Source organism: Pseudomonas arsenicoxydans, from assembly GCF_900103875.1.
Lineage (GTDB): Bacteria > Pseudomonadota > Gammaproteobacteria > Pseudomonadales > Pseudomonadaceae > Aquipseudomonas > Aquipseudomonas arsenicoxydans.
Map to the genome: position 1 here is coordinate 4,274,308 of NZ_LT629705.1, position 15,058 is coordinate 4,289,365.

At 57.4% G+C, this 15,058-nt stretch carries 14 protein-coding genes; 7 read left to right on the top strand and 7 right to left on the bottom strand.

All coding sequences use genetic code 11. The annotated features are described in order from the left end of the window. Positions 1-2 precede the first annotated feature (2 nt). On the top strand, positions 3-1,361 hold the full coding sequence (gorA, locus tag BLQ41_RS20060; protein WP_090183534.1) for a glutathione-disulfide reductase: 1,359 nt from the start codon (positions 3-5) through the stop codon (positions 1,359-1,361). Here gorA and BLQ41_RS20065 read toward each other — a convergent pair. Then, positions 1,358-2,377, bottom strand: coding sequence for a DNA-binding protein (locus tag BLQ41_RS20065; protein ID WP_090183535.1), 1,020 nt, complete (start codon positions 2,375-2,377; stop codon positions 1,358-1,360). The genes gorA and BLQ41_RS20065 overlap by 4 nt on opposite strands. Before the next feature lie 178 nt (positions 2,378-2,555). On the opposite strand from BLQ41_RS20065, the gene BLQ41_RS20070 reads away from it, so the two are divergent. From BLQ41_RS20070 to ahpF, 3 genes are all read left to right on the top strand, one after another. Next, positions 2,556-3,494, top strand: coding sequence for a site-specific integrase (locus BLQ41_RS20070; protein WP_090183537.1), 939 nt, complete (start codon positions 2,556-2,558; stop codon positions 3,492-3,494). 149 nt (positions 3,495-3,643) lie between these two features. Continuing rightward, positions 3,644-4,207, top strand: coding sequence for an alkyl hydroperoxide reductase subunit C (gene ahpC, locus BLQ41_RS20075; protein ID WP_090183539.1), 564 nt, complete (start codon positions 3,644-3,646; stop codon positions 4,205-4,207). A 127-nt stretch (positions 4,208-4,334) separates the two neighbouring features. Then, entirely contained in the window at positions 4,335-5,897 is a 1,563-nt protein-coding gene (gene ahpF / locus BLQ41_RS20080) for an alkyl hydroperoxide reductase subunit F (protein WP_090183541.1), read from the top strand. Positions 5,898-6,043: 146 nt separating this feature from the next. Here ahpF and gloA read toward each other — a convergent pair whose 3' ends face one another. Next, positions 6,044-6,565: a lactoylglutathione lyase gene (gloA, locus tag BLQ41_RS20085; RefSeq protein WP_090183543.1), complete on the bottom strand. Its 522-nt coding sequence runs from the start codon at positions 6,563-6,565 to the stop codon at positions 6,044-6,046. A 145-nt stretch (positions 6,566-6,710) separates the two neighbouring features. Here gloA and BLQ41_RS20090 point away from each other — a divergent pair, with 145 nt between their 5' ends. Further along, positions 6,711-7,235, top strand: coding sequence for a DUF4946 domain-containing protein (locus tag BLQ41_RS20090; protein WP_090183545.1), 525 nt, complete (start codon positions 6,711-6,713; stop codon positions 7,233-7,235). Positions 7,236-7,395: 160 nt separating this feature from the next. Here the strand turns inward: BLQ41_RS20090 and BLQ41_RS20095 are convergent, their stop codons facing one another. The 3 genes from BLQ41_RS20095 to BLQ41_RS20105 all read right to left on the bottom strand — a co-directional run bounded on the left by BLQ41_RS20095 (position 7,396) and on the right by BLQ41_RS20105 (position 10,519). Then, complete coding sequence (locus BLQ41_RS20095) at positions 7,396-7,761, bottom strand: histone-like nucleoid-structuring protein, MvaT/MvaU family (protein ID WP_007900052.1); 366 nt, start codon at positions 7,759-7,761, stop codon at positions 7,396-7,398. Positions 7,762-7,995: 234 nt separating this feature from the next. Continuing rightward, a complete protein-coding gene (locus BLQ41_RS20100; RefSeq protein ID WP_090183547.1) occupies positions 7,996-9,531 on the bottom strand; it encodes an EAL domain-containing protein in 1,536 nt (511 codons plus the stop codon). 115 nt (positions 9,532-9,646) lie between these two features. Beyond that, positions 9,647-10,519, bottom strand: a complete 873-nt coding sequence (locus BLQ41_RS20105) for a LysR family transcriptional regulator (protein ID WP_090183549.1) — start codon at positions 10,517-10,519, stop codon at positions 9,647-9,649. A 76-nt stretch (positions 10,520-10,595) separates the two neighbouring features. On the opposite strand from BLQ41_RS20105, the gene BLQ41_RS20110 reads away from it, so the two are divergent. Next, positions 10,596-11,534, top strand: a complete 939-nt coding sequence (locus BLQ41_RS20110) for a DMT family transporter (RefSeq protein ID WP_090183551.1) — start codon at positions 10,596-10,598, stop codon at positions 11,532-11,534. A 250-nt stretch (positions 11,535-11,784) separates the two neighbouring features. Further along, a complete protein-coding gene (gene hppD / locus BLQ41_RS20115; RefSeq protein ID WP_090183553.1) occupies positions 11,785-12,861 on the top strand; it encodes a 4-hydroxyphenylpyruvate dioxygenase in 1,077 nt (358 codons plus the stop codon). 63 nt (positions 12,862-12,924) lie between these two features. Here the strand turns inward: hppD and rarD are convergent, their stop codons facing one another. Together rarD and BLQ41_RS20125 are read right to left on the bottom strand one after the other, a co-directional pair. Continuing rightward, positions 12,925-13,812 (bottom strand): EamA family transporter RarD, encoded by an 888-nt coding sequence (gene rarD / locus BLQ41_RS20120; RefSeq protein WP_090188694.1) that lies wholly within the window; start codon positions 13,810-13,812, stop codon positions 12,925-12,927. A 210-nt stretch (positions 13,813-14,022) separates the two neighbouring features. Beyond that, positions 14,023-15,036, bottom strand: coding sequence for an aldo/keto reductase (locus BLQ41_RS20125; protein ID WP_090183555.1), 1,014 nt, complete (start codon positions 15,034-15,036; stop codon positions 14,023-14,025). Positions 15,037-15,058: the final 22 nt, after the last annotated feature.

Below are 15,058 nucleotides of genomic sequence, written 5' to 3' on the forward strand. Positions count from 1 at the left end.
AAATGGCCTACGATTTTGACCTTTATGTGATTGGCGCCGGTTCCGGCGGTGTACGAGCAGCGCGTTTTGCCGCTGGTTTTGGCGCGAAGGTGGCTGTGGCTGAGAGTCGCTACCTGGGTGGCACCTGTGTGAACGTCGGCTGCGTGCCGAAGAAATTGCTGGTCTATGGCGCGCACTTTGCCGAAGACTTCGAGCAGTCCTCAGGCTTTGGCTGGACGCCGGGAGAAGCGAAATTCGACTGGGCAACGCTGATCGCCAACAAGGATCGCGAGATCAATCGCCTGAACGGCATTTACCGCAACCTGCTGGTCAATAGCGGTGTCACGTTACACGAAGGCCATGCCCAAATCGTCGACCCCAACACGGTCGAGATCAATGGCGAGCGCTACACCGCCAAAAACATCCTCATCGCTACCGGTGGCTGGCCGCAGATTCCGGAGATTCCCGGGCACGAACACGCGATCAGTTCCAATCAGGCGTTCTTCCTCGAAGAGCTGCCCAAGCGTGTCGTGGTGGTGGGGGGAGGGTATATCGCGGTGGAATTTGCCGGGATCTTCCACGGGCTGGGCGCCGAGACCACGTTGTTGTATCGCGGTGAGCTGTTCCTGCGTGGCTTCGACGGTGCGGTGCGCAAGCATTTGCAGGAAGAGCTGACCAAGCGGGGCATGAACCTGCAATTCAATTCCGATATCGAGCGCATAGACAAGCAATCCGACGGTAGCCTGAAGGTGACGCTCAAGGATGGTCGCCAGCTGGAGGCGGACTGCGTGTTCTACGCTACCGGCCGACGTCCGATGCTGGATAACCTGGGGTTGGAGAACACGGGCGTCAAACTCGACAAGAAAGGCTTCATCGAAGTCGACGAGCAGTATCAGACCGCGGAACCGTCGATCCTGGCCCTTGGCGATGTGATCGGTCGTGTCCAGCTGACGCCGGTTGCCCTGGCTGAAGGCATGGCCGTGGCGCGTCGTTTGTTCAAGCCGGAGCAGTATCGCCCGGTGGATTACAAGATGATCCCGACGGCCGTGTTCAGCCTGCCAAACATCGGCACGGTTGGCCTGACCGAGGAAGAGGCGCGGGAAGCCGGCCACGAAGTACAGATCTTCGAAAGCCGTTTCCGTCCAATGAAGCTGACCCTGACCGACTGCCAGGAACGCACGCTGATGAAGCTTGTGGTGGATGCCAAGACCGATAAGGTCCTGGGCTGCCACATGGTCGGACCGGACGCCGGCGAAATCGTCCAGGGCCTGGCGATTGCCTTGAAGGCGGGCGCGACCAAGCGCCACTTTGACGAAACCATTGGTGTGCACCCGACGGCCGCCGAAGAGTTCGTCACCATGCGGACACCGGTTATGGCTTAATCTTTCTTTTGTGGCTCTGAAGCGTCTGGCGCTGTTGCAACGACAGCTGCCAGGCGCAGGCTTTCATCGAGACTCGCCCGGGTCTTGAGCAATTCGATTTCCAATCCCTTGTTTATCTGCGACTGCTCGTCGACGTTCTGCTTGAGCGACTGACTTTCCAGCAGGGCGGCGCGCAAGCGTTCCTGGAGGAGGGTGCGTTCGCTGTCGATGCGATTGACCTGTTCCAGCAGTTGATCCTGCCGGCTGTTGGTTTGCTTGAGTTGATCCTGCAGCAACCCCAGCTCCCGCAGCGTGCCACGGTTCTCGGTGAGCAGGCGCTCGTTGTCGCGATGCAGTTGGGTGATTTCGTCCTGGCGCACCATTGCGCTTTGCTGGGCCTGGCGTAACTCCATCTGAATCTGCTGCACCTGGCCTTCGTGGCGGCTGTGCTCTTGCTCGCGCTGTTCCTTGACGGCGTTGCGGTAATGCTCAAGCGCCTCGCGGGCGTGCAGGTGCTTTTCTTCCAGTGAGCGGATCTGCTCATCCTTGTCTTTGAGGCGCAAGTCGAAGTCCGCCAATGCTTGGTTCAAGCCGGCATTGCGGGTTTGCTCGGTCTGCAGCAGGGCGCGGGTTTCTTGCAGTGCCTCGGATTCCTGGGTCAGCGCCAGGCTTTGAATCTCGTATTGCTGATGCAATTCAGTGTTGGCCCGTTGCGCTTCAGTCAACTTGTTATCCAGCTCTTTGCGCTGCTGATCAAACTGGGCGCGTGCCTGGTCGATGGGCTCTTGCGCCTTTTCCTTGAGGCGTTGCGCCAAGCGTGCAACGAGTCCTGCCAGCTCATCGTCGATGGGCTCTGAAGGCGTTTCGGCGCGTTCGCTGCCGTCGTCCAGCTCCTTCAAATAACGGTGGATGGTGGTTTTTGAGCCGGTGTTTCCCATCTCGATCCGTACTGCGTCGATGCTGGGGTTTTCACCGCGAGCGAGGATCGCCAAGCGTGCCGCTTGTACCACTGCTTTATTAACGCCGCCACGAGCCATGTCTTCTCCTACGATTTCGTACTGTGGTACGTAACACTAAAGTACGCAGTGTACCATTCAATTGAAAAAGATTAAAAATGTAACTTATTCATACGGGATATACTGGTATTACCCCGTGTGATACGCCATTCGGCCCGTTTGACCCCGCTAACGCGGTACGTTTTCGAGAGTTGAGCCCATGTCTGAACTGGATCGCTACCTGCAAGCCGCCACCCGCGACAACACCCGTCGCAGCTACCGGGCGGCCATTGAGCACTTCGAAGTCAGTTGGGGAGGTTTTCTGCCGGCCACCAGCGACAGCGTGGCGCGCTACCTCGTGGCCCATGCGGGCGTGCTGTCGATCAACACCTTGAAGCTGCGTCTGTCGGCGCTGGCGCAGTGGCATAGCAGCCAGGGTTTTCCTGATCCCACCAAATCCCCGGTGGTGCGCAAAGTCTTCAAGGGCATCCGCGCGTTGCATCCGGCACAGGAGAAACAGGCCGAGCCATTGCAGCTTCAGCATCTGGAGCAAGTGGTTGCCTGGCTGGAGCAGGAAGCGCAAACCGCCAGGGCGCAAAACGATCAGCCGGGATTGCTTCGCGCCAAACGTGACGCTGCACTGATTCTGCTGGGCTTCTGGCGCGGCTTTCGCAGCGATGAGTTATGCCGCGTACACATCGAACACGTGCAGGCCAGTGCCGGTTCCGGCATCACCCTCTACCTGCCACGCAGCAAAGGCGATCGCGAAAACCTCGGCAAGACTTACCAGACGCCGGCCCTGCAGCGTCTCTGCCCGGTGAACGCCTACATCCAATGGATTACCGAAGCGGCGTTGGTGCGCGGACCGGTGTTTCGCGGCATCGACCGTTGGGGGCATTTGAGCGAGGAGGGCCTGCACGCCAACAGCGTCATACCGTTACTGCGTCAGGCGCTGGAGCGCGCCGGCATTCCCGCTGAGCACTACACCAGCCATTCCCTGCGTCGCGGCTTTGCCAGTTGGGCGCACCAAAGCGGTTGGGATCTGAAATCGTTGATGAGTTACGTGGGTTGGAAGGATATGAAGTCGGCCATGCGCTATGTTGAAGCGAGCCCGTTTCTCGGGATGGCCAGGCTCACTGAAAAGCCGTTGACGCTCTAGATTCCGTTTTCTTCTATTAATACTGTCCGCTAATAGCGAAAACCAATCAGCAGCATGAGCTTTGCCAATGAGCCAGGCGATGATCGAGTGGGTAGGATTCACCACATCAACTTTTCAACCAACTTTTCAAACCCGACGGAGAGTCATCGATGCCTATCATCAACAGCCAAGTTAAACCTTTCAACGCTACCGCCTACAAAAATGGCGACTTCGTACAAGTGTCGGACGCTGACCTGAAAGGCAAGTGGTCTGTCGTGTTCTTCTACCCAGCCGACTTCACCTTTGTTTGCCCGACCGAACTGGAAGACCTGGCTGACAACTACGACGCGTTCCAGAAACTGGGCGTCGAGATCTACAGCGTTTCCACTGACACCCACTTTGCCCACGCTGCCTGGCACAACACCTCGCCAGCCATTGGCAAAATCCAGTACACCATGATCGGCGACCCGACTCATGCCATCTCCCGCAACTTCGACGTGCTGATCGAAGACGCTGGTCTGGCTGACCGTGGCACCTTCGTGATCAACCCTGAAGGCCAGATCAAAATCGTTGAACTCAACGATGGCGGCGTTGGCCGTGACGCTTCCGAGCTGCTGCGCAAAATCAAGGCTGCCCAGTACGTCGCTGCTCACCCAGGCCAGGTTTGCCCTGCCAAGTGGAAAGAAGGCGAGGCCACTCTGGCTCCGTCCCTGGACCTGGTCGGCAAGATCTAAGTCTGTGACACGCAACTCAGGGCGGGACTCCGCACCTACTCAGTAAGCTGCACCGCCCTATAAAACGCCCGGGCGAGATTCGCTCGGGCGTTTTTTATGTCTCCGAAAAAGAAAGGAAATCGCCCGTATGTTGGACGCCAATCTAAAAGCCCAGTTGAAATCGTACCTGGAACGGGTCACCCAGCCGATCGAGATCGTTGCCTCCCTCGACGACGGTGCGAAATCCCAGGAAATGCTTGAACTGTTGAAAGACGTTGCCAGCCTTTCGACTCAAATTACCTTGCTCGACAACGGTGACGATGCACGTAAACCATCGTTCTCGATCAATCGCCCCGGTGCCGATATCAGCCTGCGTTTCGCCGGCATCCCTATGGGCCACGAATTCACCTCGCTGGTGCTGGCCTTGTTGCAAGTCGGCGGCCACCCCTCGAAAGCCAGCGTTGAAGTGATCGAACAGATCCGCTCGCTCAAAGGCGACTTCAGCTTCGAGACTTACTTCTCGCTGTCCTGCCAGAACTGCCCGGACGTGGTCCAGGCGTTGAACTTGATGGCAGTGCTGAACCCGAATATCCGTCACGTCGCCATCGATGGCGCGCTATTCCAGGCCGAAGTCGATGATCGTCAGATCATGGCTGTGCCTAGCATTTACCTCAACGGCGTGAACTTCGGTCAGGGCCGCATGGGCCTGGAAGAAATCCTCGCCAAGATCGACACCAGCGGCATCGAGCGCCAGGCCGAGAAGATCAGCGCCAAGCAAGCCTTTGATGTACTGGTCGTCGGCGGTGGTCCGGCGGGTGCATCGGCGGCGATCTACGCAGCCCGTAAAGGTATTCGCACTGGTGTGGCGGCGGAGCGTTTTGGTGGGCAGGTGCTCGACACCATGGCCATCGAGAACTTCATCTCCGTGCAGGAAACCGAGGGGCCGAAACTGGCCGTGGCATTGGAAGAACACGTCAAGCAATACGACGTTGACATCATGAACCTGCAACGCGCCGACAAGTTGCTGCCGGGCAAGAACGGCGAGCTGCACGAAGTCCATTTCGCCAGTGGCGCGACCCTGAAAGCCAAGACCGTGATTCTGGCGACCGGTGCGCGCTGGCGGGAAATGAACGTCCCGGGCGAGCAGCAATACCGCAACAAAGGCGTGGCGTACTGCCCGCACTGTGACGGTCCGCTTTTCAAAGGCAAGCGTGTGGCGGTGATTGGCGGCGGCAACTCCGGCGTCGAAGCGGCCATCGACCTGGCAGGCATCGTGTCGCATGTGACCCTGCTGGAGTTCGACGTTCAGTTGCGTGCCGACGCAGTCTTGCAGCGCAAGTTGCACAGCCTGTCGAACGTCACGGTCATCACCAGTGCGCAAACCACTGAAGTGTTGGGCGATGGTCAGAAGGTCAACGGTCTGCGCTACAAGGATCGTCAGTCGGACGAGTTGCGCAATGTCGAATTGGAAGGGATCTTCGTGCAGATCGGTTTGCTGCCCAACACCGATTGGCTCAAAGGCACCATCGAGTTGTCACCTCGCGGCGAGATCATTGTCGACGCTCGCGGTGAAACGTCGATGCCCGGTGTGTTCGCTGCCGGTGACGTCACTACCGTGCCGTACAAGCAGATCGTGATTGCGGTGGGCGAGGGTGCTAAAGCCTCCCTGAGCGCATTCGATCATCTGATCCGCACCTCGGCTCCGGCATAAAACCCGATGCTGATCCTACATTTTGATGTGTAGGGTTTTTACGTCAAAAGATCGCAGCCTTGTTTCACTCGACAGCTCCTACAAGTGTGCGCAAAACACTGTAGGAGCTGTCGAGTGAAACGAGGCTGCGATCTTTTGATCCTGATTTACAGCGGCGCTGGCTGAATGATCTCGACCCAGTACGCATCCGGGTCTTTGATAAAGGCCAGGCTCTTCATGCGTCCGTCATTCAGGCGTTTCTGGAAATCGCAACCCAGTGCTTCGAAGCGCTCGCAAGCTGCACGAATGTCCGGCACGGAGATGCAAATGTGGCCGAAACCGCGCGGGTCGGTGTTGCCGTTGTGATAGGCGAAATCCGCGTCATTCTCGGTGCCGTGGTTGTGGGTCAGTTCGAGAATGCCGGGGATCGATTTCATCCATTCAGTGCGTGCAGCCGCGTCGGCCGGAATCTGGTTTTTATCGACCAGTGCCAGGAAGTACAGACTGAATTCGGCTTCCGGGAAATCGCGTTTTTCTACCAGCGAGAAACCCAGTACGCGGGTGTAGAAATCCAGGGACTTGGTGATGTCTTTGACGCGCAGCATGGTGTGGTTGAAGACGAACTGCTGAGTGGCGGTGTCAGGTTGGGCAGTCACGCCTGGGAGTGTGTTCAATTCGTGCAGGCTCATGGGCCCTCCGGAAAATAAGTGGGGCTAACGAATGGCGACAATGATACGCAAGGGCTGTGACATCACCAAACCCAAACAGTCTGCTATTGCCTGACGGGTGGACGAGGCTCAGACTTTACGGTTCATTTTGTGAGTGTTCATTGCGATGATCCGATTCTGTCAATCGACCTGCGTCCTGTTTTGCCTGCTGTCAGTGGTCGCTAGCGCTCAGGCAGAGACGCCTGAAGTGAGCTGGCCAAGTGGCTGGGAGGTTGAGGCCGTCGCGCATGACGAGGCCAACACTACGGTGTCACGCCAACGCGCGGTAAAAAATGACCAGGGCGGCACGCCGGTGTTGGTGATGGAGTTGACCATGACCCAGGTCGAGCCCGGTCATCAGGTCAATCTGCAAGGCGTATTGCTGGAAATGCGCAAATCAGTGCAGAAGGACTTTTTTCAAGGCGGCTATCAAAGTGTCTGCAACAAGATTCACCCGGCGACGTTGAGCCGGCTGGCGGCGCTGGAGACTACCTGCACGATTACCCAGAACGGTCGACATGTGCTGTCGCAAACTTTGGTTGCCGCACTGGATGCCGATAAAGCCTATGTTCTTTCCTATGCGGGGCAGGCGGAAGCTTATAAGGCAAGTCAGGATGAAATAGAGGCGACTCGTAACAGCTTGAAACTTTAGTTACAGGTGTTGCGTGACCGCAGATTTTGGAGTGATCCGAAATTTTTAGATACCCAAAGGGATTAAGCAAAAAGTTGATGCTTAAGTAGCGAATTAAGCCGTTCTCGTCGTTGCATAAAAAAGCCCTGCACTTGGCAGGGCTTTTTGTCGACGCGAGTGTTTAGCCGCGTAGCCAGGAATCAACGGTAGCGGCACCGTATTGTTCCTTCCAGGCTTTCAGGCCACGGTGGTTACCACCCTTGGTTTCAATCAGTTCGCCGGTGTGCGGATTCTGATAAACCTTGACCACGCGAGCGCGGCGGGTTTTAGGCGCTGTTGCCTGTTGCAGACCGGATTTTGCCGGGTTCGGATCGAGAATGGCGATGATGTCCCGCAGGCTTTTGCCATAGGTTTTCATCAGCCCCTGGAGCTTTTCTTCGAATTCGATTTCTTTCTTGAGCCCGGCATCATTCTTCAGCGATTCCAGCTGCTTGAGCTGTTCTTGAAGGGCCTTTTCGGCGGCGCGGAATTCAGCGAGTCTGGACAATATCTTTACTCCAATAGTGTGTTTGGCTGATACCAACCGCAAACAAAGCTATAAGCCAAGAGCCTTGAAGCGACTCGGTGATAAGTGGCTCACCTGCCAATGTTGAGCAGGCATGAAAAATTGTAGTAGTTAAATGGCCAAGAGTAAATCCTGTCTTTTTCTTCATGTAACAACACTAATCTTTTGATTCAATTTGGTGCGTCGAGTCGTCGCCTCATCGCGTAATCACGCTACTTAACGGTGGCTTAATGCATTAATGAATTGCGCAGCGGGCATCGGCCGGTCGAACAGATAACCTTGTAAGAAGTTAACCCCATGAGCCGTCAGATAATTACTTTGCTCCTCGGTTTCCACGCCCTCGGCGACGATGCCCAGGTCAAGCTTGGCCGAGAGCTCGATAATGCTGTCCAAAATGTGCCGTGACAGCGCATCGGCACCAATCATCGCGACAAAACTTTGATCGATTTTCAAGAAATCGACATTGAACTGGCGCAAATACCCGAGGCTTGAGTGACCGGTGCCAAAGTCGTCGATCGCAATCAACACGCCCAGGGCGTGGAGCTGCTCGAACAACTGGAGCGTGATGGGCATCGGCTCGATCAGTTCACGCTCGGTCAACTCCAGCACCAGGCTGACCGCGCCTGGCGTAAAAGCAGCGAGAAATTCCCGGCAGTCGTCCACCAGTTCCAGGTCCTTGCAATGACTGGCGGTGATATTGATGCCGATGTGGAACGGTGCGCCGAACGAGTCAACGGCCGGCGCCAACAACGCCGCGGTCTGTCGCATTAACGAGCGGGTCATCGGTACGATCAGCCCGGAATGCTCGGCGAACGGGATGAACAGGTCCGGGCGCACCAGGCCTTCCTTGGGATGATGCCAGCGCATCAAGACTTCGGCGCCGGACCATTTTTTCGTATCGCCATGCACCACCGGCTGAAAATAGGGAACGAACTCCTGCGCTTCCAGGGCGCGTTGCATTTCGAGGCTGGGAGATGACGAACGCTTTTGCAGAAAGTGCCCGATCGAACCGGACACCGCGCCGAAGAAGATCAGCAAACTGAACAGCGGCGGATACTCGCTGCGCATGTAACGCCAGGTTTCTCCAGCGGGGAAGCCGGCGCCGACGGTGAATGCGTAACGCGAAGACGTCAGTTTGCTTTCGGCCACTGGCAAGGCGGGCACGGCTGTTTCGTGAACTTTGCCGTCTGCGGATAACCAGTCGGGACCGACTTGCAGCAAGAGCTGTGTGTTGCGACCAATCAAACGCAAGACATTGCTCAAGTGATAACCGTCCAGGGTTGTCAGTGCGCCCCGGTTACCGTCGTTGAGCCGATAGACCAATAACGCGGTATCGGGCGTCACCGGGTTGCCGTTCATGAGCCACAACTTGCCTTGGGTGTAATCGCCCGGATTAACCTTTTCCTGATAGTCACCGAACAACGAACTGCAATAGATAGTGTTGTCCCACACCAGGTTGGTCGCGCGCACGAACGGACGACGCGTGACCTGTTCGCGCAAGGCCAGCTTGACGTCATCGCACGGTTGGCCAGCCAGCGGCAGCAATACCTGCGCGGCCTGGGCCGTGTTGTCGAGCATCAGATCGAATTGGCGAATGGCTTCTTCGGCCGTCATACCGGAGCTTTGCTTGAGTGCATGCTCCGCCTGCATTGAAAGAATGACGGCGCCCAAAACCATCGGGAGCAGCGCGCTCAGCAGGGTGACAGCGATACGTTTGCTGCGTTTGCGGCGGGTCTTGACGTTCAGGGGCATTTGCGAAGCCTTAGACGGTGAAAATGTGGCTCTCAAATGCTGGCAGGACGACGACACGCCTCCCAAAAGAGTTCTGTTAACGGCCATGATAGATGGCCGTCGGCGGTTATGCCGCTCAACGGTAGTTCAGGCTTGAAGCCAGTTTGATAAACGCCAATGTCGCGGGCGACGCCTGGCGCTGGTCGAGCACTGCCAACCCGACCTGGCGAGTGACGGCGGGCGACAGCGGCTTTTTCACGTAACGGTCGTCGCTGTCGTTGGGCAATGAACCTTCGGCGACCACGGTCAAGGCATCGCCACGGCTCACCGTGTCCAGTGTGCTGAGCAACTGCGAGCAGCGATAACGGATATTCGGAGTGAGTCTGGCCGCACTGAACAAGCGTGACACCAGCTCCGAAGAGCCGGCTTCGGTCAACACGAACGGATCGTGACACAAGTCGCCCAAGCTCAGGCTGTCGCGGCCGGCCAGCGGGTGATCATTGGGCAGCAACGCGACCAACTGATCCTCGATCAACATGAAGGTGTCGAAACGGTCTTCGGGCAACACCACGAAACCGACATCGATTCGCCGCTCTTCCAGCCATTGAATCACCTGGCGGTCAGGACCTTCGTCAATGTGCACTTCGATGCCTGGGTGAGCGGTGCGATAGTGCTGCAGGATCGTCGGTAGCAGCTTGATCGATGAGGTCGGGCCAAATGAACCGATGCGCAAGGTGCCGCTTTTCATGCCGCGGGCATCGGCGGCCTCCTGGCGCAAGGTGTTGGCCAGGCCGAGCATCGCCCGGGCGCGCAATAGAAGCTGTTGGCCGATGTCGCTCAATTCGACCTGGGACTGGTGACGTCTGAATAACTCGACGCCCAGTTCCTGCTCCAGCGACTTCAAGGCATGGGACACCGCCGATTGGGAAATCCCCAACCGATTGGCCGCCGCCGTGAAGCCGCGCAGTTCAGCGACGAGCGAGAAAATCTCGAGTTGGGTCAGGGTCATGAGTCTTTACTCATTTTACGATGATCGTGCATTAGACGAATGATACGTCATCTGCCCGACCATGGTTCCACGCCCAATGAATACCTGCGCCCAAACGACGTCTTCGGACGTTCCGGTTTATCTGAAGCTCGCCGCCGTCACCATGATCTGGGGCGGGACTTTTGTCGCCGGACGGTTTCTCGCCGACAGCCTGACCCCGCTATTCGCAGCCAGCCTGAGATTCCTGCTGGCAAGCGTTGCCCTGCTGTTGTTTTTACTGCTGGCCCGCGTGCCTTTGGCAAAACCGAACCTCAAGCAGTGGCTGCAACTGGGGTTGCTGGGGTTCTTCGGGATCTTCTTCTACAACCTGTGCTTCTTTTATGGGCTGCATTACATCAACGCCTCAAGAGCGTCATTGATCGTCGCGCTGAACCCCGCAGTGATCGGACTCGCGTCGTGGCTGGTGTTCAAGGAACACTTGAGCCGAGCCAAAGTCGCCGGCATTGCGATCTGTGTTACCGGGGCGAGCCTGGTGATCGTCAGCCGAAACCCGCAGCTATTGGCCGGCAACGCCGATGCCTGGATCGGTGATCTGCTGATTTTCGGCTGCGTGCTTGGCTGGGGCGTTTATTCGCTGTGCTCCAAAGACCTGAACCAGTCGCTGGGGCCGGTGCAGACCGTGACATATTCGATTCTGCTGGGCACGGCGATGCTGTGGGTGACCAGTGCCGTGCGCGGTGAGCTGAGTGTCGACGTGCTCCTGAACCTCGGCCCGCAGCAATGGCTGAGCCTGATGTACTTGGGCGTCTTGGGTTCGGCTCTGGCTTACATCGGCTATTACGACGGCATCCGTCAAATCGGCGCGACGCGTTCGGGGGTGTTCATCGCCTTGAACCCGCTGACCGCGGTTATCCTCGGTGCGCTGCTATTGGACGAGCAATTGACGCTAACAATGTGCCTGGGAGGAGGGCTGATCCTGGCGGGGATTTTCCTGTGCAACAAACCCCTTGCGCGAGTAGGGAAAAAGGGGATTTGATACAGAAGGCGGACAAACCTGGTTACGCTGTGTAGAATCGGGTTACGCATACAATAATAAATCGTCTTCTGGCAGCAGAAGCCTCGCCCGCAAGAGCCTTGGGTCGACAATGAAGAGTTTTGGGTTTCAATTGATCTACGGTGACTTCCTCGCGCGCAGTGTGCGCGGCATCTCCTGCGCGCCACCCGCCGGCTTCAGCATTCTTAGCAACTAACGTTCCGTTAATTCTAAAAAATGATGAGGCGCCAAAATGGCAGATTTATACGAAAACCCAATGGGCCTGATGGGCTTTGAATTCATCGAATTCGCATCGCCGACCCCGAACACCCTGGAGCCGATCTTCGAGATCATGGGCTTCACCAGGGTCGCGACCCACCGCTCCAAAAATGTGCACCTGTATCGCCAGGGCCAGATCAACCTTATCCTCAACAACGAACCCCACAGCGTCGCTTCCTATTTCGCGGCCGAGCACGGCCCGTCCGTATGCGGCATGGCGTTCCGGGTCAAGGATTCGCAGCTGGCCTACAAGCGCGCGCTGGAACTCGGCGCCCAGCCGATTCACATCGAAACCGGCCCGATGGAGCTGAACCTGCCAGCGATCAAAGGCATCGGCGGCGCGCCGCTGTACTTGATCGACCGTTTCGGTGAAGGCAGCTCGATCTATGACATCGACTTCGTCTTCATCGAGGGCGTGGACCGCAACCCGGTCGGCGCGGGCCTGAAAATCATCGACCACCTGACGCACAACGTGTATCGCGGTCGCATGGCTTACTGGGCCAACTTCTACGAGAAACTGTTCAACTTCCGCGAAATCCGTTACTTCGACATCAAAGGCGAATACACCGGCCTGACGTCCAAGGCGATGACCGCGCCGGACGGCATGATTCGCATCCCGCTGAACGAAGAGTCGTCCAAGGGCGCGGGACAGATCGAAGAGTTCCTGATGCAGTTCAACGGTGAGGGCATCCAGCACGTTGCTTTCCTCAGCGATGACTTGATCAAGACCTGGGATCATCTGAAAAGCATCGGCATGCGCTTCATGACCGCGCCGCCGGAAACGTATTACGAGATGCTCGAAGGCCGTTTGCCGAACCATGGTGAGCCGGTTGATCAACTGCAATCGCGTGGGATCCTGCTGGACGGTTCGTCCGAGTCGGGTGACAAGCGCCTGCTGCTGCAGATTTTCTCGGAGACCCTGATGGGCCCGGTGTTCTTCGAATTCATCCAGCGTAAAGGCGACGATGGTTTCGGCGAAGGCAACTTCAAGGCGTTGTTCGAATCGATCGAGCGTGATCAGGTACGTCGTGGCGTACTCGCTACCGAGTAAGCCGCTTCAGATGTAAAAAAGCCCGGTCAGCAGCGATGCTGACCGGGCTTTTTCATTTCAGGTTTACATGGGGCGGCGACGTTGCCGGACCAGGTGTTTGAACCCTTCAAACATCAACACCACAACGGCCAACCAGATCGGAATGTAGGTCAACCATTCTCCTGGCTTGATGCTTTCCCCAAGCAACAGCGCGACGCCTAGCAGCAATACCGGCTCGACATAGCTCAACAGCCCGAAGAGGCTGAACGGCAGCAAGCGGCTGGCGATGATGTAGACCACCAGCGCCGATGCGCTGATCACCCCGAGTATCGGGATCAGCAGCGACAGCCACGGGTGTTGATTAAACACGCCGAAACCCTGCTCGCCACTCTGCACAAACCAGAACGCCACCGGCAACATCAACGCCATGTCCAGCCAAAGACCGCCGAGGTTGTCCGCGGCCAGGCGCTTGCGCACGATGAAATACAGGGGATAACCGATGCACACCAGCAAGGTGGCCCAGGAAAACCCACCAACCTGATACACCTCGTTGATCACCCCGAGGCAGGCCAACACCACGGCGATTTTTTGCAAATAGGAGAGGCGCTCGCCATAGGCGATCCGCCCGGTCAGCACCATGGTCAGCGGCAACAGGAAATAGCCCAGCGACACATCCAGGCTGTAGCCATTGAGCGGCGCCCACATGAACAGCCAGAGCTGAACACCGAGCAGGGCCGAGGAGACGATCAGGCCTGCCATCAGTTTTGGCATGCCGGCAATGCGCCGAAAAAGTTCGATCACGCGCTTCCATTCGCCGGACACCACCATGAACACGGTCATGCAGGGCACGGTCAGCAGCATGCGCCAGCCGTAAATTTCCACGCCGCTCAGGGGGGAGAGCAACGATGTGTAGTAATACATGACGGCAAACAGCACAGAGGCTGACACCGATAAAGCGATACCTTTAGACAAACTGCCCTCGCGAGGTTGAACGTGAAACGGGCGCAGAGGATACGTGGTTTTTGTGCTGAATATTGGCCGGGTGATCGATATTTCCAACATCGTAATTAATGTCAGACCGCTATCGCGAGCAGGCTCACTCCCACATTAGCTTGGCGTCGAACACAAAACCTGTGTCCCACACAAAACCCCCTGTGGGAGCGGGCTTGCCCGCGATAAATCTCACGTCGTACGCGGTTTGCGGCCCGACACAAAATGGCTCACATCGTTAAACCCCGGCGTCGAGGAATGCCCTGGCACCACCAGCGAATCAATGAACGCCTCGTCCTCAGCCGTGATCTTCACCGCCTGGGCTTTCGTGTAGGCATCCCACTGTTCTTCAGTTCGCGGCCCCACGATGGCCGAGGTGACGGCGCTGTTGTTCAACACCCAGGCGATGGCGAACTCGACAATGCCCACGCCACGCTCTTGCGTGTAGCGCTGAATCTGCTGGGCAATGCGCAACGACTCGACCCGCCATTCGGTTTCCAGAATGCGCTTGTCGGCGCGGCCGGCACGGCTGTTGGCATCGGGCTTCACGTCCGGCGCATATTTGCCGCTGAGCACGCCGCGCGCCAGCGGGCTGTAAGGCACCACGCCAAGGCCATAATTTTGCGCGGCGGTGATCTGCTCGGTTTCTACCTGACGGTTGACGATGTTGTACAGCGGCTGGCTGATCACCGGCCGGTCGACGCCCAGTTGATCGGCCACACGAATCACCTCGGCGATGCGCCAGCCACGGTAGTTCGACAAGCCCCAATAACGAATCTTGCCCTGACGAATCAAGTCGCCAATCGCCGACACCGTCACTTCCAGCGGCGTGTTGTGGTCTTCGCGATGCAGGTAATAGATGTCGAGATAATCAGTGCCCAGACGCGTCAGGCTGGCGTCGAGGCCGTTGAAAATATGCTTGCGGCTCAAACCGCTGCGGTTCGGCACGCCGTCCACCGGGCCAAAACCGACCTTGGTCGCCAGCACCCATTCATGGCGGTTGCCGGCGATCGCTTCGCCAACGATCTCTTCGGAACGGCCGTTGGTGTAAACGTCCGCCGTGTCGATGAAATTGACGCCCTGGTCCCAGGCCTTGTCGATGATCCGCAGGGAATCTTCGGTGCTGGTCTGTTCGCCAAACATCATGGTGCCCAAGGTCAGGGTCGACACCTGTAAACCCGAATGACCCAGCGTGCGATAACTCATGACGAAATCCTTTTACCGGTGG